A 20161-nucleotide genomic window follows, 5' to 3' on the forward strand; every position below is an offset into this window, starting at 1 on the left:
TTAAGTCTGCCACCGGCCCTTGGGACAGGCCACTTGCCCGTCACATCGGGGCGTGCCGAGTCCAGTCGATGGGCACTTTCCAGGGCTCACCGGCCACTTCGCGGACCAGTCGCGGCAGCATGTAGCCCGGCGTCGCCGCGGCCAGTGCCCGCATGAGGGCGGCGGCGGTCGCGTCGTCCACCTCGAAATGGGCCGCCCCGCGGACGCGATCAAGCAGGTGCAGGTAGTAGGGCTGTACGCCCAGTTCAAACAACCGCTCGCCCAGCGCCTCCAGGGTTGCGGCGTCATCGTTGACGCCGCGCAGCAGCACGGCCTGGTTGTAAAGCCGCACGCCGCGCGCGGTCAGGCGTTGCAGGGCATCGGCGACGCGGCCATCCAGTTCGTTGGGGTGATTGGCGTGGATGACCATGACCGGTGTCAGGCGGGTGCCGGTCAGCCACTCCAGCAGCGCCCCGTCGATGCGGCTTGGCAGGACCACCGGCATGCGGCTGTGGACGCGGAGGCGCCGCAGGTGCGGGATGCTGGCGAGGGCCTCGCTGAGCGCGCCCAGACGCCGGTCGTTGAGGCTCAGCGGGTCGCCGCCGCTGAGGATGGCTTCGCTGATGGATGGATCGGCGCGCAGGTAGTCGATGGCCCCGGCCCATTGCCCGCTGCTCGCGTTGGCGTCGGCATAGGGAAAGTGGCGGCGAAAGCAATAGCGGCAGTTGATGGCGCAGGCACCGGTGGTGATCAGCAGCGCACGCCCGCGGTATTTGTGGATGACGCCGCCGTTGGCAAGACTGGCTTGATCGCCCACCGGGTCATCGCCAAAGCCGCCGCTGTCGGCGGATTCCGCGTCCACCGGCAGGACCTGGCGCAGCAGGGGGTCATGGCGATTACCCGGTTCGATGCGCTGCAGATAGGCTTCCGGCACCCGCAGTTCGAACAGCCGGTCCGCGCGTGTTGCCGGCTCGAGCAGCGAGGCATCCAGCCCGAGGCGCTTCAGCAGCGACGCCGGGTGCCGGATGGCGTTCTGCCACTCGCGCTGCCACGGGGCTGTGCTCATGTGTCATCCCTCTGTCGTTTCGGTTAGCATGCAGCGCTGTTCGCCGTGCAGGTCGCGGCAGTCAGCGCAATGGAGAACCAATGGCGACGTACAGCACCAATCAGTTCAAGTCGGGCCTGAAGCTGCTGCTCGACGGTGAGCCCTACTCGATTGTCGAGAATGAATTCGTCAAGCCCGGCAAGGGGCAGGCATTTAACCGGGTGAAGGTGCGCAACCTCAAGACCGGCAAGGTGATCGACCGTACCTTCAAGTCGGGCGAGAGCGTTGAAGCCGCCGACGTGATGGAAACCGAGATGCAGTATCTCTACAACGACGGCGAATTCTACTACTTCATGGCCCCCGAGACCTTCGAGCAGCATGCCGCCCCCGAGGCCGCCGTGGGCGACAACGGCAAATGGCTCAAGGAGCAGGACACCTGCAACGTCACGCTGTACAACGGCGAGCCCCTTTCGGTCGAGCCGCCGCCGCATGTCACGCTGGCCGTTACCCAGACCGACCCGGGCATGAAGGGTGATACCAGCAGTGGTGGCAGCAAGCCGGCCACGCTCGAGACCGGGGCCGTCGTACAGGTCCCGCTGTTCATCCAGGAAGGCGAAGTCCTCAAGGTCGATACGCGCTCGGGCGAATACGTCTCGCGCGCCAAGGACTGACCGCCCCTTGGTCGCGGGGGCGGACTGGCGGCCCAGCGCCTCGCTCCAGGCGTTGCGCCAGCGCGCCGGGTGGCGGGCGCGGCTGCGCCGCTTCTTTGACCAGCGCGGCGTCATCGAGGTCGACACCCCGCTGCTCGCCGCCACCGGGGTCACCGATCCCGCTATCGACTGCCTGCAGGAGTCGGCCAGCGGATACTGGCTGCAGTCCTCGCCCGAGTACGCGATGAAGCGCCTGATCGCCGCCGGCCTGGGGGACTGCTATCAGATTACTCCGGCATTTCGGGCGGGGGAGCAGGGGCGCTGGCATAACCCCGAGTTCACACTGCTCGAGTGGTATCGCCTGGGCTACAGCGCCGACGACCTCATGGACGAGCTCACGGCGCTGACCGATTGCCTGCTCGGGCCCGCTCCGATCCGGCGATACACTTACCAGGCGGCCTTCGAGGCGGCCGGTCTGCCGGATCCGCTGACTGCATCCATCGATCAGTTGACCGCCGCCGCCCGGACCCGGCCGGCCGCCTGTCCACTGCCTTCGGGCACCGACCATCGGGTTCTGCTCGACTGGCTGTTCAGCCAGGTGGTCGCCCCACAGTTGCCGGCGCGGTGCTTTGTCACGCACTACCCCGCCGATCAGGCTGTCCTCGCGCGGCTCGATCCCGCGGATTCCCGGCTCGCGGAGCGATTTGAGCTGTTCATCGGGGGCGTGGAAATGGCCAACGGGTTTCGGGAATTGACCGATGCGCGGGCGCTGCGTGAGCGTTTCGAGGCCGATCAGGCGGTGCGCCGGGCCCGTGGTCAGCCAGTCATGGCCATTGATGAGCGACTGCTCGCGGCAATGACGGCCGGAATGCCGGATTGTGCCGGCGTTGCCGTGGGCCTGGACCGGATGTTCGCCCGTGCCGCTGGCGCCGAGTCAATCGCGGAGGTGATCGCCTTCCCCTGGACCCGCGCCTGAGTCTTCTGCCGCGCGGGTTTCCGCCAGCGCCTGACCCATCCGCAGCGGCTGCTCAAGGCCGATGATCGGGGACCACCGCACATCCGGGTCGGCCAACAGCAGGATCACCGTCGACCCCAGATTGAAACGCCCCATCTCGTCGCCCGCCTCGAGGGTCAGCGGGTAATGGCGAAAGTCCCAGCTGCGGATGCGCTGCCCCCGGGGTGGGGTCACCTCGCCACTCCAGAGGGTCTCGATGCTGCCAACACCGATGGCGCCGACGAGGACCATGGCCATCGGCCCCGCGGCGGTGTCGAACAGGGTCACCACCCGCTCGTTGCGGGCGAACAGCCGGGAGACATGTCGAACCAGCGGCGGCGATACCCCGAACAGCCGCCCCGGGATATACAGCATCCGCTGCAGCGATCCGGTCATCGGCATGTGGACGCGATGATAGTCCCGCGGCGAGAGATAGAGGGTGGCGAAGTGGCCGTGGCGGAACGGCCCGGCAAGCTGCGGGTCGCCGCCCAGCAGGTCATCAACGCTGTAGTCCTGGCGCTTGGCCTGGATCAGCCGCCCGTCGCTGATCGGGCCATGCTGGCTGATGACACCATCCACGGGGCTGACGATCCGGTTTTCGCCTTCGGCGAGGGGCCGGGCCCCGGGCGCCAGCGGCCGGGTGAAGAAGGCATTGAAGCTTACATAGGCGTTGGGCTCGCTGGCCGCCGCCTCGCCGCAGTCAACGCCGTAGATCCGGGTGAAAAGCCGGATGAGCCCGTTCTTCCACGGCCGCCAGCGCCAGCGGGCAAGCCCATGAACCACCCGCGAGAGTCGATGCTGGGGCAGCAGCGCGACGATCAGGCTGAACAATCGCCCCATCATGAGCGGCCCTCCGATGGATACTGCCCGCGGATCCGCCGGAACTCGTCGGCCAGCACATCGCGGCCATGGGGGGGCTGCCAGAGCGCCCGCAGCCGACCCTGCGGATCGATGAGCAGGATGGCGGCGCTGTGATCGACCGCGTAGTCGCCCTCGCTGTCGGGCTCGTGCAGGGTGTAGCTGATGCCCAGTGCCGAGGTCAGCCGGTCGATGGCATCACGTTGACCGGTCACCCCGATGAAGTCATCGCTGAAGTGCTCGACATAGGTCTTCATGGCCGCCGGCGTATCGCGCTGCGGGTCGACGCTGACGAAGACAACGCCGGGCAGGCGCTCGACATCCGCCTGCTCCAGACGCTCGAGGGCACCCGCGAGGGTTGCCAGAGTCATCGGGCAGACGTCGGGGCAGTGGGTGAAGCCGAAGAACAGGTACTGCCAGCGCCCCTCAAAATCCGACGGGGTCCAGTCCCCGCCGTTGTGATCGGTCAGTGTCACGGCCGGCAGGTCGCGGGTCTCAGGCAGTACCGTACCCACCGCCTCATCCGGGTCCAACCGTTCGGGCGGCGCATCGGACGGCCACAGGGCCGTGAGCGCGCCGGCGATCAATGCCGTTGCCAGCGCCACACCCAGTGCCAGTCGGATCGGGGATACGTTCATCATCGGTGTATTATGCCACTTTCCGCCGGCGGTCATGACCCGGCGAGCCTGATAAACTGCCCGCTATGGAATCATCGTCAACCGATCCGCTGCGTACCGTGGGCGATTTCGTGCGCTGGGCGGCCAGCCGTTTTCAGGCGGCAGGCGTGCATTATGGCCACGGCACCGACAACGCCATTGATGAAGCCGCCGCGCTGGTGCTGGGCAGCCTCAGCCTGCCGGCGGATCTCCCGGCGCTGTATTTTGACGGCGCGCTCACGGGTGACGAGCGCGAGCGGTTGTTTGCCCGCATCGACGAGCGCGTCCACCAGCGCCGTCCCGTCCCCTATATTCTTGGCGAAGCGTGGTTCTGCGGACTGGTCTTTGGGGTCGATGAGCAGGTGCTGATTCCGCGCTCGCCCATTGCTGAGCTGATTGAATCAGGCTTTGCCCCGTGGGTGGATCCGGCGCGGCTGCGGCGCATCGCCGATGTCGGCACGGGGAGCGGCTGTATTGCCATCGCCACGGCGCTGGCGCTGCCGTCGGTGCAGGTCGATGCGCTGGACTGCTCACCGGCGGCGCTGAACTGGACGGCGCGCAATGCCGAGCGCTACGGCGTTGGTGATCGGGTCCGGGCGCAGGCGTCGGATCTGCTGGACGCCATCCCCAGCGAGCCGCTGCTGGATCTGATCGTCAGTAATCCGCCCTACGTCGATGCGCCGGCGATGGCCGCGCTGCCGCCGGAATACCGGCATGAACCGCGCGATGCGCTCGCGGCGGGCGAGGATGGCCTGGATGCCGTCCGCCGACTGTTGCCCCAGGCCGCGCAACGACTGACCGACCACGGCGTGCTGATCGCCGAGGTAGGGCACGGCGCTGCGGCCTTCGAAGCCGCCTTCCCCCGTCTGCCGGTTACCTGGCTCGAGTTCGAGCGCGGCGGAGAGGGCGTTTTCATGGTCGACGCCGATACCCTGCGAGCGGCGGCCGCGGCCGGCGAAATCCCACGACTGAACGGAGACGACTGACTCCCATGTCCGGAAATACCTTTGGCCGACTGTTCACGGTCACCACCTTCGGCGAAAGCCATGGGCCCGCCCTGGGGGCGGTCATTGACGGCTGCCCACCCGGGCTTGCCATCGATGAAACCGACCTTCAGCGTGATCTTGACCGGCGTAAGCCGGGCACCTCGCGGCATACCTCCCAGCGCCGTGAGGGCGATGAGGTCCGCATCCTCTCGGGTGTGTTCGAGGGCCGCACCACCGGCGCGCCCATCGGCCTGCTGATCGAGAATATGGACCAGCGCTCGAAGGATTACTCGGCGATCAGCGAGCTGTTCCGCCCCGGGCATGCCGATTACACTTACTGGCAGAAATACGGGATCCGCGACTACCGCGGCGGGGGTCGCTCGTCGGCCCGTGAAACCGCGGTGCGGGTGGCCGCCGGCGCCATCGCCCGGCGTTACCTCCATGCCCGTCTGGGCATCGAGATCCGCGGCTGGCTCAGCCAGCTCGGCTCGATCGAGCTGTCCCTCGAGGACTGGGCAAGCGTGGATGACAATCCGTTCTTCTGCGGCGAGCCGGGGCGCCTGCCCGAGCTCGAGGCGTATATGGATGATCTGCGCAAGTCCGGCGACTCAGTGGGGGCGTCGGTGGGCGTGCTGGCCCGCAATGTGCCACCGGGCCTTGGCGAGCCGGTCTTCGATCGGCTCGATGCCGATATCGCCCATGCGCTGATGAGCATCAATGCGGTGCGCGGGGTGGAAATCGGGGACGGCTTCGCGAGTGCCGCCCAGAAAGGCACCGAGCATCGCGACGAAATGACCCCTGAAGGATTCCTGTCGAATCACGCCGGCGGCACGCTGGGGGGGATTTCCACGGGTCAGGATGTGGTGGCGCGCATGGCGCTCAAGCCCACCTCGAGCATCCGCCTCCCCGGTCAGTCGGTGGACATCCACGGCCAACCGCAGGAGGTGGTGACCACCGGCCGCCACGACCCGTGTGTGGGGATCCGCGCAACGCCGATTGCCGAGGCCATGCTGGCGCTGGTGCTGGTGGATCACTATCTGCGCCATCGCGGCCAGAATGCCGATGTCGACTCGGGGACGCCGGTCATCCCCGCACAGCCAGGCGGTTAAGCCATCGGCGGTTTCCCTGCGGTACCGGCCATCCGGCTGTCGGCCTTCTATCTGGCCTTTTTCGGGGTCCTGGGGGTGCTCTCCCCCTACTGGGGGCCCTACCTGAAGGCCCAGGGGTTTGATGCGGCCGCCATCGGCACCCTGATCGCGCTGATGCACGGCACCAAGATCATCGCCCCCAACCTCTGGGGCTGGGTGGCGGACCATACCGGTCACCGCATCCGGGTCATCCGGCTGGCCAGCATCGGCGCGCTGATCTGCTTTTCGGGGGTGTTCGCGGCCGGCGGCTCGTTTGCCGCGATGGCCGCCGTGATGATCGCGTTCAGTTTTTTCTGGCACGCCGCCATGCCCCAGTTTGAAGCCAACACGATGAACCACCTGACCGGTCAGACCCATCGCTATCCACGGATCCGGCTCTGGGGCACGGTCGGGTTCATGGCCTCGGTGCTGGTGGTGGGCGAGGGCATCGACCGGGTGGGCGTGGGCGTCGTCCCGGTGGTATTGGTCGGGCTGTTCGCCGCGCTCAGCCTGGTCAGCCTCAGCGTGCCCCAGGCCGGACAGGCCAGTGACTCGGCCGATGGTCAGGGGCTGCTCGCCGTGCTGCGCCAGCCCCAGGTGTTCGGGCTGCTGATCGCCTGCTTTCTGCTGCAGGCGAGCCACGGACCGTTCTACGCGTTCTACAGCATCTATCTACAATCCCATGGCTACAGCGCGACGGCCATCGGGCTGCTCTGGTCCATCGGGCTGATCGCCGAGATCGGCGTGTTCCTGCTCATGCCCCGCTGGCTGCCGCGCTTCGGACCCCGCCGGCTGCTGACCGTGGCAATGCTGCTGGGCGTGGTGCGCTGGCTGCTGGTGGCACGGTTTCCCGAAGTGGCCGCCACCCAGGGGTTCGCCCAGCTGCTGCATGCCGCCACCTATGGCGTCTATCACGCCGCGGCGATCTCGTTGATCCACCGCTACTTCACCGGGGGGCTGCAGGGCCGCGGCCAGGCCCTGTACAGCAGCATGACCTTCGGCGCCGGGGTGTCACTGGGGAGTTTCGTGGCGGGCAGCCTGTGGGACAGCGCCGGGGGAGCGCAGACATTCTATCTGGCCGCGGGGCTGGCGGCGGTCGCGTCGATGGTCGCGTTCAGCGTTGTGCCGGCCCGCGACCGGCTGTATGCGGCGCGCGCTTAACCGCCGCTGGCCGCCGGCGTATACTATTGCTGGAATATGACCAATCCGAATGGCCGGACAAGAGGATCTCATGGGCGGTAAAACCCTCTACGACAAACTCTGGGATGCCCACGTCGTCCGCGACAACGGCGACGGGACGGCATTGCTGTATGTCGATCGCCAGCTCGTGCACGAGGTGACATCGCCTCAGGCCTTCGAGGGCCTGAGACTGGCCGACCGCCCGCTGTGGCGGGTCGATGCCAATCTGGCCGTAGTCGATCACAACGTCCCGACCACCGGGCGCGCCAGCGGCATCGCCGATCCGATCTCGGCGCTGCAGGTGGACACCCTCAGCCGCAACTGCCGCGAGTACGGCATCACCCAGTTCGGGTTGATGGACCGGCGCCAGGGGATCGTGCACATCATCGGTCCCGAGCAGGGCGCGACGCAGCCGGGCATGACCGTGGTCTGCGGCGACTCGCATACCTCCACCCACGGCGCCCTCGGGGCGCTGGCGTTCGGTATCGGCACCTCCGAGGTGGAGCATGCACTGGCCACCCAGACCGTGGTGCAGGCGCGCTCGAAGCGCATGCTCATCCGGGTCGACGGCCAGCCCGGCCCGGGCGTGACCGCCAAGGACATCATGCTGGCGATCATTGGCAGGATCGGCACCGCCGGTGGCACCGGTTATGCGGTGGAGTACGGCGGCGAGGCCATTCGGTCCCTGCCCATGTCCGGTCGCATGACGATCTGCAATATGTCCATCGAGGCCGGTGCGCGCTGCGGCATGGTGGCGGTGGACGACACCACGATTGAATACGTCCGCGGCCGGCCGTATGCACCGACGGGCGGGATGTGGGAGCAGGCGGAGGCCTACTGGCGGACGCTGGTCAGCGACGAGGACGCGGTGTTCGACCGGGTGGTCACGCTGGACGCCGCCGAGATCAAGCCCCAGGTCTCGTGGGGGACGTCGCCCGAAATGGTGGTGTCGGTGGACGGTGTGGTCCCCGACCCGGCTGACGAACCCGACGAGACCCGGCGCGCCGGCATGCAGCGGGCGCTGGAGTATATGGGCCTCACGCCGGGGACGCCGATGCGCGAGATCCGTCCCGAGAAGATCTTCATCGGCTCCTGCACCAACGCCCGGATCGAGGATCTGCGCGCGGCGGCCCGCATCCTGCGCGGCAAGCGCCTGGCGCGGAGCATCCGCGAGGCGATGGTGGTGCCGGGATCCGGCCTGGTTAAGTGGCAGGCCGAGCAGGAGGGCCTGGATCAGGTGTTCAAGGAAGCCGGGTTCGAATGGCGGGACGCCGGCTGCTCGATGTGTCTGGGCATGAACCCGGATCGTCTGAGCCCCGGCGAGCGTTGCGCCTCGACCTCCAATCGCAATTTCGAGGGGCGCCAGGGCGGTGGCGGCCGGACCCACCTGGTCAGCCCCGAAATGGCAGCGGCGGTCGCCGTGGCCGGTCATTTTGTCGACGTCCGAGAGCTGGAGCACTAGACAATGGAGCCATTGACCCGCGTCGAGGGGGTTGTCGCCCCCCTCGACCGATCCAACGTGGACACCGATGCGATCATCCCCAAGCAGTTCCTGAAGTCGATCCATCGCACCGGGTTCGGTCCCAATCTGTTCGACGAATGGCGTTATCTGGACGAAGGACAGCCGGGACAGGACTGCAGTGATCGCCCGCTGAACCGGGATTTCGTCCTCAACCAGCCGCGCTACCAGAGGGCGAGCATCCTGCTGACGCGGGCCAACTTCGGCTGCGGCTCGTCCCGCGAGCACGCGCCATGGGCGCTTGCGGATTTCGGCTTTCGCGTGCTGATCGCGCCCAGCTTTGCCGATATCTTCTACAACAACTGCTCCAAGAACGGGATTCTCCCGCTGACCCTGCCCGAGGAGACCGTCCAGGGCCTGTTCGAGGCGACCTGGGAACAGCCCGGCTATGCCCTGACCGTTGATCTGCCCGGCCAGTGGGTGGCGACGCCGGAGGGAACCCGTCACTCCTTCGAGATCGATCCGCACCGCAAGCACATGCTGGTGGAGGGGCTGGATGAAATTGGCGTCACCCTTGAGCACGCCGATGCCATCCACGCCTATGAGCAGCGCCAGCGCATGGTCACGCCGTGGCTGTTCAGCGATATTGAGGCGTCATGACGCATCGAATTCTGCTGCTCCCGGGCGATCACATCGGCCCCGAGATCGTCGCCGAGGCCGACCGTCTGCTGAGGGCCCTGAGTGCGGATTTCGGCCTGGATGCCGAGCTTGAATACGCCCACCTCGGCGGCTGCGCGGTGGATGCCGAGGGTGATCCATTCCCCGCCACCACGCGGCGGCTCGCGGAAGCCGCCGATGCGATTATGCTGGGGGCCGTGGGCGGGCCACAGTGGGATGATCGGCCGCGGGATCAGCGTCCCGAGACCGGTCTGCTGAAGATCCGCTCGACACTGGGGCTTTTCGCCAATCTGCGCCCGGCCATGCTGTTCCCGGAGCTGGCGGCGGCCTCGTCGCTGCGGCCCGACGTGGTTGCCGGTCTGGATATCCTCATCGTGCGCGAGCTCGTCGGTGGTATCTACTTCGGCCAGCCCCGCGGGCTCAGGACCCGCGATGACGGGGTGCGGGAGGGTTTCAACACCCTGGTCTACGGCGCCGACGAAATCGAGCGGATCGGTCATGCCGCCTTCCAGGCGGCGGCCCGCCGTGGCGGACGCCTGTGCTCGGTGGACAAGGCCAATGTGCTTGAGTCGAGCGAGCTCTGGCGCGGGGTGATGACTGACCTTGCCGCCCGTTACCCGCAGGTCGAGCTCAGTCACATGTACGTCGACAATGCCGCCATGCAGCTGGTGCGCGATCCCAACCAGTTCGATGTCATCGTCACCGGCAACCTGTTCGGCGATGTGCTCTCGGACTGCGCCGCCATGCTGACCGGCTCCATCGGCATGCTGCCGTCGGCGTCGCTGGATGACGGCGGGCGCGGGCTCTACGAGCCGGTCCACGGGTCGGCGCCGGATATCGCGGGTCGCGGCCTGGCCAATCCGCTGGCGACGCTGCTGTCGGTGGCGATGATGCTGCGCCACAGCCTTGATGAGGCGGCGCTGGCGGACCGCGTCGAACAGGCGGTTGCCAGAGTGCTGGCGGACGGGTACCGCACGGCCGATCTGGCCACCGATCCGGCGCGGGCGGCCGACACCCGCACCATGGGTCAGGCCGTGGTCAACGCGCTTTATCAATAGCGATTCATTCGAATTTTCTCTGGGGGATGCATGAACAAGGTAGGGCTGATCGGATGGCGCGGCATGGTGGGCTCGGTGCTCATGGACCGCATGCGCCGCGAGAATGACTTCGCCGACATCGAGCCGGTGTTCTTTTCCACTTCGCAGACCGGACAGCCGGGGCCGGATGTCGGCAAGCCGGTGCCGGCGCTGCGCGATGCCCATTCCATCGAGGCGCTCGCGGAGATGGACATCATCGTGACCTGTCAGGGCGGTGATTACACTGGCGCGGTCTATGACGATCTGCGCCGCACCGGCTGGCAGGGCTACTGGATCGATGCCGCCTCGACCCTGCGCATGGCCGAGGACAGCATGATCGTCCTCGATCCGGTCAATGCCGGGGTGATCCGTCAGGGGCTGAGCGACGGTGTGCGCACCTTCGTCGGGGGCAATTGCACGGTCAGTCTCATGCTCATGGCGCTTGGCGGGCTGCTGGAACATGATCTGGTGGAGTGGATTTCGCCGATGACCTATCAGGCGGCATCAGGCTCCGGCGCCCAGCACATGCGCGAGCTGCTGCGGCAGATGGGGCATCTGCACGCGGCGGCGGGCACGCGGCTGGCCGATCCGGCGGGCGCCATTCTGGATATCGACCGCGACGTCAGCGAGGCGCTTCGCAGTGCCGAGTACCCCGCCGATCAGTTCGGCGTGCCGCTGGCCGGCAGCCTGATCCCCTGGATCGATCGGGCAATGGATAGCGGTCAGAGCCGCGAGGAATGGAAAGCCGGGGTCGAGACCAACAAGATCCTGGGCCGGCGGACCAATCCGCTGCCCATCGACGGCCTGTGCGTGAGGATCGGCGCCATGCGCTCACACGCCCAGGCCCTGACCATCAAGCTGCGGCGTGATGTGCCGATGGCCGATATCGAAACGCTCCTGGCCGAGGCCAACGACTGGGTCCATGTCGTCCCCAATGAGCCCGCCGCCAGTCAGCAGCAGCTCACGCCGGCAGCGGTCAGTGGCGGTCTGGATATCCCGGTGGGGCGCTTGCGCAAGCTGGCGATGGGGGACGACTACCTGTCGGCCTTCACCGTGGGGGATCAGTTGCTTTGGGGCGCCGCGGAGCCGCTGCGCCGCATGCTGCGGCTGCTGGTGGAGGACTGATGCGCCCCGCGATCGCGCTGGCCGGGCTGTTGCTGGTGGCGCTGCCATCGGCATCGGCCCTTGAGCTGGGCGATCTGCAACTGGCCTCGGCCCCTGACGAGCCACTGCGCGGGCACATCACCATTCGCGGGACCGGGCCGGTGGCGCTCAGCGCGCTCGACGTCACCCGGGCCAGCGATCGCGGGCATGCCCGGGCGGGGATCAATCCTTCCACGCTGCCACCGCGCCTGACCCTGCAGCAGGACACGTCCCCGGCGGATCGAATCCGGGTCACCACCGCCGCGCCCACCGCCGTGTCCGAGCCGGGCGGGACGCTGGAGTTTCTCGTCCGTCTGCGCTGGCCGGACGGGCAGTTGCTGCGCCGTTACCGCATCGCCAACGAAGGTGGCCGGCTGCAGGCCAGCCCGGCGTCCAGCGCCCGATTCGGCCCGACCCGCTCCGGGGATACGCTCTACAGTCTGGCCCAGCAGTTGCGCCCACCGACAGTGACCAACAATCAGATGATGCTCTCGCTGCTCGCGGAAAATCCCGCCAGCTTCAGTGCCGATAACGTCAACGCACTCAGGCGTGACAGCTATCTGGCGGTGCCGCGTGGCGAAGCGCTGCGGTTCCCGGACGAGCCCACGGCCACCGAGCGGGTGCGTGCCCAGGGCCGGTCCTGGCAGGCCGATGGCGGGGCAAGCACCGCGACCGGGTCGGCCTCGACGACATCGACCGCTCCGCCGTCATCGCCGGTACCCCGGCTGCAGTTGCTGCCACCGGATCCGCGGCTGACCGGGTCGGGATCGGGGGATGCCGGCGAGCGGCTCGACGCGGCTCTGGAGCCGCTGGAGGCACAGCTCCAGCGACTCGAATCCTCCAATGCCGAGCTCAGTCAGCAGAACCGCTCGCTCCAGGCCACGCTCTCGCGGCTTGAAGCCGATCTCTCGCGGCTCGAGGCGCAACGCGCGCAACCGGCGCCCACGCCCGACCCGCCGGCACCCACCGAAACACTGACCGCCGGGCAGGTGAGGGCGTGGCTTGAAGGGCATGCCCGCGCCGCGCTCGCCAATCCCGTCGTCACGCTGCGCCGGCCAGCGGTGCAGTGGACTCTCGGGGCAACGGCACTGGTGCTTTCGCTGATCCTGCTGGGGCTTGTGCGGCGTCGGCGCGCGCGCGAGAACACCGCATCCGCCATGCCGAACAGCTGGCGGCCCGCCGGCGGCCGGGTCGAGCAGGGCGTCGGAGTGGCCGAGACCTCGCTGGGTGAGCCACGGGTGCGCCCGCTGGATGAGGCGCCCGAGGATCCACTCGCCCAGGCCAGCGAGCGGATTGCCCATGGCCGGCTCGAGGCCGCCCAGGCAGTGCTGGACGAGGCGTTGGGCGAGGCGCCGGACAGCATCGATCTGCGCCTGAAGCTGCTCGACGTGCTGGCGATGCGCTCAGACCGGTCCGGCTTTGAGGCCGAGGCGCATGTCCTTCGGGCCCAGCTTGACGATCCCGATGACGAGCGTTGGCGGACGGTGGCCCGCAAGGGACGGGCGCTGTCACCGGATCATCCGCTGTTCCAGGCATGACCCGGGTGGTGCTCGGCGTCGAGTACGACGGTAGCGCGTACAGCGGCTGGCAGCGTCAGCACCACGCGGATACCGTCCAGGCGCGACTGGAGCAGGCACTGGCTGCGGTGGCCTGTCATCCGGTGACCACCGTGGCAGCCGGGCGGACCGATGCCGGCGTGCATGCCTGTGAGCAGGTCGTGCATTTTGACACCCACGCCACGCGTCCGGACCGGGCCTGGGTCAGGGGGGTGAATACGCATCTGCCGGGCGGCATCGGCGTGCGCTGGGTGGTGCAGTCAGTGAGCGGGTTTGATGCCCGGCGTTCGGCGGCGTCACGGCGGTATCGCTATCTGCTGGTCGACCGGCCGACGCAGCCGGTGCTGCTGCGCAATCGTGTGGGCTGGACATGGCGGTCGCTGGCGGTTGAACCGATGCAGCAGGCCGCCGTCGCGCTGCTCGGTGAGCACGACTTCAGCAGTTTCCGTGCCGCGGGCTGTCAGGCCCATCACCCGCATCGCCGGGTGGATGCGCTTGGCATCCACCGGCGCCACGGAGTGCTTGTTTTTGATATCCGCGCGAACGCCTTCCTGCATCACATGGTCCGTAATATGGTGGGGACGCTCATGCGGGTGGGCGCCGGCGATCATCCCCCCGACTGGGTGGGGCAGGTGCTGGCGGCCAGGGATCGCCGGCGCGCGGGCGTGACGGCGCCGGCCGCCGGGCTGTATCTGGTGGGCGTTGACTATCCGGCGCGGTTTGGCCTGCCGGTGCCGCCGAAGGGGCCGGTTTTTGCCCTTGCTGAGGGCGATGAGTAAACTATGACTGTGCGGTGCCGGATCAAAATCTGCGGCGTGACGCGACCCGAAGACGCGGTGATGGCGGCGGAGGCCGGCGCCGATGCGATCGGACTGGTGTTTCATCCGCCCAGCCGGCGCTGTGTCAGCGAGGCGCAGGCCGCCCGGATCGTGGCGGCGCTGCCGCCGCTGGTGAGCGCCGTGGGACTGTTCCTGGACGCGGATGCCGCGCAGGTCCGGCGGGTCAGATCAGCTGTTCCGCTGGATCTGCTGCAGTTTCACGGCAATGAGTCGGCGGCGTTCTGCGAACAGTTCGGTGATCGCTACATCAAGGCAGTCGGCATGGCCGGCGGCGATGCCTGGGCGGTGGCCCGCGAGCATCCGGCCGCGGCCGGGCTGCTGCTCGATGGACACCCGCCGGGGGCGGCCGGCGGCAGTGGCGAGGCATTCGACTGGCACCAGTCGCTGCCGGCTGAACCCCGCATCATCGTGGCCGGCGGACTCCGCGTCGATAATGTCGCCGAGGCCGTCGAAGCCATTCGACCCTGGGGCGTCGACTGCAGCAGCGGCGTCGAATCCGCCCCGGGGATCAAGGATCGGCGAAGCATCGCCGCCTTCATAGAAGAGGTCTATCGTGTCGAACGTCATCCAGGCGATTGAAGCCCCCGTCGATTACGGCGAGTTCCCCGACCCGCTCGGGCATTTCGGTCCCTACGGCGGGCGGTTCGTCCCCGAGCTGCTCATGGCGCCGCTCGAGGAGTTGGCCGCCGCCTATGACCGCTTTCGGACGGACGCCGAGTTCCAGGCCGAACTGTATGCCGACCTGCAGTACTACGTCGGCCGGCCGACGCCGCTGTACTTCGCCCGGCACTGGACGGAAAACGTGGGTGGGGCCCAGCTGTACCTCAAGCGCGAGGATCTGGATCACACCGGTGCGCACAAGATCAACAACACCATGGGTCAGGCATTGCTGGCGGTGCGCATGGGCAAGCGCCGGATCGTGGCCGAGACCGGCGCCGGCCAGCACGGGGTGGCAACCGCCGCCGTCTGCGCCCGGCTGGGGCTCGAGTGCATCGTCTACATGGGCGCCGAGGATGTCCGCCGGCAGTCGGTCAATGTCTACCGCATGCGGCTGATGGGTGCCCGGGTGGTGCCGGTGGACTCCGGCACCCGCACCCTCAAGGACGCCCTCAATGAGGCATTCCGCGATTGGGCGGCCAATGTCGATGATACGTTCTACATCATCGGCACCGTCGCCGGACCGCACCCCTATCCGGAAATGGTCCGGGATTTTCAGGCGGTGATCGGCCGCGAAACCCGCGAACAGTGCCTTGAGCAGCACGGGCGGCTGCCCGATGCGCTGGTGGCCTGCGTGGGCGGCGGCTCAAATGCCATCGGCATGTTCCACCCCTTCCTCGGCGATACGGGTGTCGCCATCTACGGGGCCGAGGCCGGTGGTGAGGGCGTCGCCACCGAGCGCCATGCAGCGCCGCTGTCGGCGGGGCGCCCCGGTGTGCTGCATGGCAACCGGACCTACCTGATGGAAAACGCCGACGGCCAGATCATGCCCACCCATTCGGTCTCGGCGGGCCTGGATTATCCGGGGGTCGGCCCCGAGCATGCCTGGCTCAAGGACACCGGGCGCGTTCAGTACGTGGCGGTGGACGATGACGATGCGCTCGCGGCATTCCACAACCTGGCGCAGCTCGAGGGGATCATCCCCGCGCTGGAAACCGCTCACGCCATCGCCTATGCCGAAAAGCTGGCCGCGGACATGTCGCCCGATCAGATCATCGTCATCAACTGTTCGGGTCGTGGCGACAAGGACATCAACACTGTGGCCGAGGTAGAGGGGATGGAACTATGAGCCGGATCGGGCACCGCTTTGAGCAGCGCCGCGCTGAGCAGCGCAAGACCCTCGTCACCTATCTGACCGGCGGCGATCCGCACCCCCGGGCGACGGTCCCGCTCATGCACCGGCTGGTGGACACCGGCGCCGATGTGATCGAGGTGGGCATGCCGTTTTCCGATCCGATGGCGGACGGGCCGGTCATCCAGTCGGCCTGCGACCGCGCGCTCGAAAACGGCACCGGGCTGCGTGGCGTACTCGAGATGGTGCGCGATTTCCGTCGCACCGATAACGATACGCCGGTGGTGCTGATGGGCTATCTCAACCCCATCGAGCAGATCGGTTACCAGGCCTTTGCCCGGGATGCCGCTGCCGCCGGCGTGGACGGCGTCCTCACCGTCGACCTGCCGCCCGAGGAGGGCAGCGAGCTGGTGGCGGCGCTGCTCTCGCACTCGCTGGATCCGATCTGGCTGGTCGCGCCCACCACCCGGATGGAGCGCGTCAACTCGATCTGCGGCCAGGCCAGCGGGTTTGTCTACTATGTCTCGCTCAAGGGTGTGACCGGCGCAGGCACCCTGGATGTGGATGACGTCGGCAGCCACGTTGATACGATCCGTCAGGCCACCCGCACACCGGTGGGTGTCGGGTTCGGGGTGCGGAGCGGCCATGACGCGGCCCGTCTCGGCCAGGTCGCCGACGCGGTCGTGGTGGGCACAGCCATCGTCTCGCGCATCGCCGAGAATGTCGGTGACGACGCCGCCATCGGCGATGCGGTCGAGGCCATCACCCGCGAACTGCGTGCCGGCCTTGATACACCGCTGGCGGAGGTGGTGGATTGAGCTGGTTTGAAAAGCTCATGCCCTCGCGGATCCGCACCGAGGGCGGGCGCAGTCACAGCATTCCCGAGGGGCTCTGGACCAAGTGCGAGGCCTGCAATGCCGTGCTTTATCGGCCTGAGCTTGAGCGCAATCTCGAAGTCTGCCCCAAGTGTGACGCCCATATGCGCATTGGCGCACGGCGGCGGCTGGCGCTGTTTCTGGACGAAGCCGGGCAGAGCGAGATCGGTGCCGAGCTGCAGCCCGTCGATACGCTGCGGTTCAAGGATTCCAAGCGCTATAAGGATCGGCTGAGTCAGGCGCAGCGCACCACTGGCGAGCGGGACGCGCTGGTGGCCATGCGCGGCACGCTGATGGATCAGCCCGTTGTGGCGGTGGCCTTTGAATTCCGCTTCATGGGCGGGTCCATGGGGGCTGTGGTCGGGGAGCGCTTCGTGCGCGCCGCCGAGCAGGCCCGCGAGTCGGGCTGCCCGCTGGTGTGTTTCAGCGCCAGCGGGGGCGCGCGCATGCAGGAGGCACTGCTCTCGCTCATGCAGATGGCCAAGACCAGTGCCGCACTGAAGCGGCTCTCGGACGCCGGCGTACCATTCGTCAGCGTCCTCACCGATCCCACCATGGGGGGTGTGTCCGCCAGTCTCGCGACCCTGGGCGATATCATCGTCGCCGAACCCGGCGCGCTGATCGGTTTTGCCGGGCCCCGGGTCATTGAGCAGACCGTGCGCGAGACGTTGCCCGAGGGGTTTCAGCGCAGCGAATTTCTGCTTGAACACGGCGCGGTGGACCGGATCATCGACCGCCGTGAGCAGCGTGTGCGCATTGCCTCCCTGCTGGCGATGCTGACCCATGCCCCGGCGCCCCGGCAGGCCGCCGCCGCCCCGAGCTGATCGACGCCAATGGCCGCGACCGTGCTCGAGCGCTGGCTCGCCTGGCTCGAGGGGGTGCATCCGCGCGGGATCGATCTGGGTCTGGAGCGGATCACCGAGGTCGCCCGGCGGCTGGAGCTGCAAAGCGATCCAACGCCGATCATCACCGTGGCGGGAACCAACGGCAAAGGCAGTACCGTGGCCTGCCTCGAATCAATCCTACAGGCTGCCGGTCATCGCCCGGGTGCCTTCACTTCGCCCCACCTGCTGCGCTACAACGAGCGTATCCGCATTGATGGAAAGCCCGTGGACGACGCCGATATCGTGGCCGCGTTCGAGGCCATTGACCGTGCGCGCGGATCGATCACCCTCACTTACTTCGAGTTCTCGACACTCGCCGCCGCCTGGTGTTTTCGGGCCGCCGGGGCCCATCCCTGGGTGCTGGAAGTGGGACTGGGCGGGCGGCTGGATGCGAGTAACTGCCTGGACCCGGAGGTGGCGGTGATCACCGCCATCGATCTCGATCACATGGAGTGGCTGGGTGACAACCGCGAGGCCATTGCCGGTGAAAAACTCGGGATCGCCCGGCCGCATCGGCCGATCATCTGCTCCGATCCCCAGCCACCGCAGCGGATTGCCGAGCGGGCTGCGGCGCTACCCGCCCCGCTGCATCAGCTGGGCCGGGACTATGGGTATGCCAGCGGCGATGGGGACTGGTCGTGGTATGACGATCACCGTCACTATGCGCATCTGCCCCGCCCGGAGTGGATGGGCGATGCGGCGCTCGCCAACGCCGCCGGAGCGGTGGCGGCGCTGACCCGTGGCCTGCCATCGCTGGGTGTCGACGCCGCCAGTGTCGCCCGGGGGCTCGCCAAGGCGCGTCTTGTCGGGCGTCAGTCGCGGGCGCCGGGGCCGGGGGGTGGATGGCTGCTTGATGTCGGTCACAACCCGTCGGCCATCGAGTTGCTCGCCCGCCGCCTAGCCGTCCATCGCGAGCACGGCCGGGTGCGTATGGCGTTCGGGTTGATGGCCCGCAAGCCGCTGCGGGTGCTGATCGAGCGGCTCGCCCCGGTGGTTGATGAGTGGTATGCCCTGTCGCTGGACGATCCTCAGAGTCATTCCGCCGAGGCGATTGAACGGGCGCTGGCGGCGGTCGGTGCGGTGGTGATTGGCCGTGGTGATGCGGCCGGGGCGCGTCAGCAGCTTGAGCAACGCGCAGCGGGCAGCGATCTGGCGGTGGCCGCGGGATCCTTCCGGGTCGTCGAGGTGTTCATGCAGGCGGGCGTTGTCCCTTGCAACGCGGGCGGCAGCAGCCGAGACTGAGGCGGTGGAGTGACGCGGAGCACAGGGGTGGATCAGCGATTCAGACAGCGGTTGATCGGGGCGATCGTGCTGGTCGCGCTGGGTGTCATCTTCCTGCCGATGCTGCTGAGTGGCCCGGTGGAGCAGACCCGCGTCGACATACAGCTGGACATGCCCGCCGAGCCTTCCCTCGACGCGGCGCCGAGCCTGCCCGAAGACACCACCGACGGGACACCGGAGCCGGTTCCCCCTGAGGAAGCGGCACCATCCGAGGCGCCGGCGCCCGTGAGCCCAGACCCGGCAGCGGGCAGTGGCGCGGGATTTTTCGTGCAGGTCGGCGCGTTTGGCAGTCTCGACAATGCCCGGCGCCTGTCGGGACGGCTCGATGAGGATGGCCTGACGGTCCGCATCGCCGAGAATGACCGCGAGGATCGTCTGCGCTATCGCGTTCAGGTGGGCCCGGTGGACACGCGGTCGGCGGCTGAGGCAATGGCCCAGCGCCTGGCTGAGGATCACGATCTGCCCGGCTATATCGTCGAGCCTTAGGCGATCGACTGTTACAATGATGCGACTATGACACCGTTGAACTGGCTGGATCTCGCGTTTATCGGCGTCATCGCGCTGTCGGTAGTCATCGGTGTGATTCGCGGATTCGTCCGCGAGGTCATTTCGGTGCTGGTCTGGGTGGCGGCTTTCTGGATCGGCGTCCGCTACAGCGCTCAGGTGGGCGATTACCTGTCACCCTGGCTCGCCTCCTCAATGCTGCGGCTGGTGGCCGGATTCGCCGGGCTCTTCATCCTGACCCTGCTGGTGGGGGCGCTGGTGAGTTTTCTCGCCCGCATGCTGGTTGGACGGACCGGATTGTCGGGCACCGACCGGCTGCTGGGCGTGGTCTTCGGTGCGCTGCGCGGCCTGCTGCTGATTGGCGTGGTGGTGCTGGGGGCGGGCCTGACCGCGGTGCCCAACGAGACCTGGTGGCGGGAGTCGGTGATCGCGCAGGGCTATCGCCCATGGGTCTGTCATGCACAGGTCGGCAGCTGGCTTGAACAGGCGCGTCAGGTGCCCGGGGTGTCACAGGCACCGGTCAACGGCACGGCGGCGTTCGCCTACTGGGAAGCCTACTGTCAGATCAATTCACAATCCAACGGCGAGAGCGGGAGCTGAATC

At 67.8% G+C, this 20161-nt stretch carries 21 protein-coding genes; 18 read left to right on the forward strand and 3 right to left on the reverse strand.

Annotated features, from left to right (window positions below; all coding sequences use genetic code 11):
• Positions 1–40: 40 nt before the first annotated feature.
• The gene (gene epmB / locus BA899_RS07215) at positions 41–1045 is read right to left on the reverse strand and encodes an EF-P beta-lysylation protein EpmB (protein WP_159300187.1); all 1005 of its coding nucleotides are present in this window, start codon (positions 1043–1045) and stop codon (positions 41–43) included.
• An 80-nt stretch (positions 1046–1125) separates the two neighbouring features.
• Between epmB and efp the strand changes: the two genes are divergently transcribed.
• Together efp and epmA are read left to right on the forward strand one after the other, a co-directional pair.
• Positions 1126–1695 (forward strand): elongation factor P, encoded by a 570-nt coding sequence (gene efp / locus BA899_RS07220; RefSeq protein WP_069134142.1) that lies wholly within the window; start codon positions 1126–1128, stop codon positions 1693–1695.
• A gap of 7 nt (positions 1696–1702) precedes the next feature.
• Positions 1703–2650 (forward strand): EF-P lysine aminoacylase EpmA, encoded by a 948-nt coding sequence (gene epmA / locus BA899_RS07225; protein WP_159300188.1) that lies wholly within the window; start codon positions 1703–1705, stop codon positions 2648–2650.
• Here epmA and asd (BA899_RS07230) read toward each other — a convergent pair.
• Both asd (BA899_RS07230) and BA899_RS07235 read right to left on the reverse strand, forming a co-directional pair.
• The gene (asd, locus tag BA899_RS07230) at positions 2609–3511 is read right to left on the reverse strand and encodes an archaetidylserine decarboxylase (protein WP_370456329.1); all 903 of its coding nucleotides are present in this window, start codon (positions 3509–3511) and stop codon (positions 2609–2611) included. The genes epmA and asd (BA899_RS07230) overlap by 42 nt on opposite strands.
• Positions 3508–4167, reverse strand: a complete 660-nt coding sequence (locus BA899_RS07235) for an SCO family protein (RefSeq protein ID WP_159300189.1) — start codon at positions 4165–4167, stop codon at positions 3508–3510. The genes asd (BA899_RS07230) and BA899_RS07235 overlap by 4 nt, the downstream gene beginning before the upstream one ends.
• 62 nt (positions 4168–4229) lie before the next feature.
• Between BA899_RS07235 and prmB the strand changes: the two genes are divergently transcribed.
• The 16 genes from prmB to BA899_RS07315 all read left to right on the forward strand — a co-directional run bounded on the left by prmB (position 4230) and on the right by BA899_RS07315 (position 20158).
• Complete coding sequence (gene prmB / locus BA899_RS07240; RefSeq protein WP_144348088.1) at positions 4230–5168, forward strand: 50S ribosomal protein L3 N(5)-glutamine methyltransferase; 939 nt, start codon at positions 4230–4232, stop codon at positions 5166–5168.
• 5 nt (positions 5169–5173) lie between these two features.
• Positions 5174–6277 (forward strand): chorismate synthase, encoded by a 1104-nt coding sequence (gene aroC / locus BA899_RS07245; protein WP_159300190.1) that lies wholly within the window; start codon positions 5174–5176, stop codon positions 6275–6277.
• Positions 6278–6313: 36 nt separating this feature from the next.
• A complete protein-coding gene (locus tag BA899_RS07250) occupies positions 6314–7456 on the forward strand; it encodes an MFS transporter (protein WP_327451895.1) in 1143 nt (380 codons plus the stop codon).
• Positions 7457–7526: 70 nt separating this feature from the next.
• Entirely contained in the window at positions 7527–8936 is a 1410-nt protein-coding gene (leuC, locus tag BA899_RS07255; RefSeq protein WP_069134267.1) for a 3-isopropylmalate dehydratase large subunit, read from the forward strand.
• A gap of 3 nt (positions 8937–8939) precedes the next feature.
• Positions 8940–9593 (forward strand): 3-isopropylmalate dehydratase small subunit, encoded by a 654-nt coding sequence (gene leuD, locus BA899_RS07260; protein ID WP_159300191.1) that lies wholly within the window; start codon positions 8940–8942, stop codon positions 9591–9593.
• Positions 9590–10669, forward strand: coding sequence for a 3-isopropylmalate dehydrogenase (gene leuB, locus BA899_RS07265; RefSeq protein WP_159300192.1), 1080 nt, complete (start codon positions 9590–9592; stop codon positions 10667–10669). Before leuD ends, leuB begins: the two co-directional genes overlap by 4 nt.
• 30 nt (positions 10670–10699) lie before the next feature.
• The gene (gene asd, locus BA899_RS07270; protein WP_069134151.1) at positions 10700–11812 is read left to right on the forward strand and encodes an aspartate-semialdehyde dehydrogenase; all 1113 of its coding nucleotides are present in this window, start codon (positions 10700–10702) and stop codon (positions 11810–11812) included.
• Positions 11812–13368 carry a FimV family protein gene (locus tag BA899_RS07275; RefSeq protein ID WP_159300193.1) on the forward strand — a complete coding sequence of 519 codons (1557 nt, stop codon included), beginning with the start codon at positions 11812–11814 and terminating at the stop codon, positions 13366–13368. Before asd (BA899_RS07270) ends, BA899_RS07275 begins: the two co-directional genes overlap by 1 nt.
• On the forward strand, positions 13365–14165 hold the full coding sequence (truA, locus tag BA899_RS07280; RefSeq protein ID WP_159300194.1) for a tRNA pseudouridine(38-40) synthase TruA: 801 nt from the start codon (positions 13365–13367) through the stop codon (positions 14163–14165). The genes BA899_RS07275 and truA overlap by 4 nt, the downstream gene beginning before the upstream one ends.
• Before the next feature lie 9 nt (positions 14166–14174).
• Positions 14175–14804, forward strand: coding sequence for a phosphoribosylanthranilate isomerase (locus BA899_RS07285; protein ID WP_159300220.1), 630 nt, complete (start codon positions 14175–14177; stop codon positions 14802–14804).
• On the forward strand, positions 14779–16011 hold the full coding sequence (gene trpB / locus BA899_RS07290) for a tryptophan synthase subunit beta (RefSeq protein ID WP_069134154.1): 1233 nt from the start codon (positions 14779–14781) through the stop codon (positions 16009–16011). The genes BA899_RS07285 and trpB overlap by 26 nt, the downstream gene beginning before the upstream one ends.
• Positions 16008–16832 carry a tryptophan synthase subunit alpha gene (gene trpA, locus BA899_RS07295; RefSeq protein WP_159300195.1) on the forward strand — a complete coding sequence of 275 codons (825 nt, stop codon included), beginning with the start codon at positions 16008–16010 and terminating at the stop codon, positions 16830–16832. The genes trpB and trpA overlap by 4 nt, the downstream gene beginning before the upstream one ends.
• Positions 16829–17713: an acetyl-CoA carboxylase, carboxyltransferase subunit beta gene (accD, locus tag BA899_RS07300; RefSeq protein ID WP_069134156.1), complete on the forward strand. Its 885-nt coding sequence runs from the start codon at positions 16829–16831 to the stop codon at positions 17711–17713. Before trpA ends, accD begins: the two co-directional genes overlap by 4 nt.
• A gap of 9 nt (positions 17714–17722) precedes the next feature.
• Complete coding sequence (locus BA899_RS07305; protein ID WP_159300196.1) at positions 17723–19015, forward strand: folylpolyglutamate synthase/dihydrofolate synthase family protein; 1293 nt, start codon at positions 17723–17725, stop codon at positions 19013–19015.
• 27 nt (positions 19016–19042) lie between these two features.
• Positions 19043–19540 carry an SPOR domain-containing protein gene (locus BA899_RS07310; RefSeq protein ID WP_159300197.1) on the forward strand — a complete coding sequence of 166 codons (498 nt, stop codon included), beginning with the start codon at positions 19043–19045 and terminating at the stop codon, positions 19538–19540.
• 27 nt (positions 19541–19567) lie between these two features.
• On the forward strand, positions 19568–20158 hold the full coding sequence (locus tag BA899_RS07315; RefSeq protein ID WP_235011970.1) for a CvpA family protein: 591 nt from the start codon (positions 19568–19570) through the stop codon (positions 20156–20158).
• The last annotated feature ends 3 nt before the right edge of the window (positions 20159–20161 follow it).

The sequence above is a fragment of the Spiribacter sp. SSL99 genome (assembly GCF_009805925.1).
In the GTDB taxonomy this organism is placed as follows: Bacteria; Pseudomonadota; Gammaproteobacteria; order Nitrococcales; family Nitrococcaceae; genus Spiribacter; species Spiribacter roseus.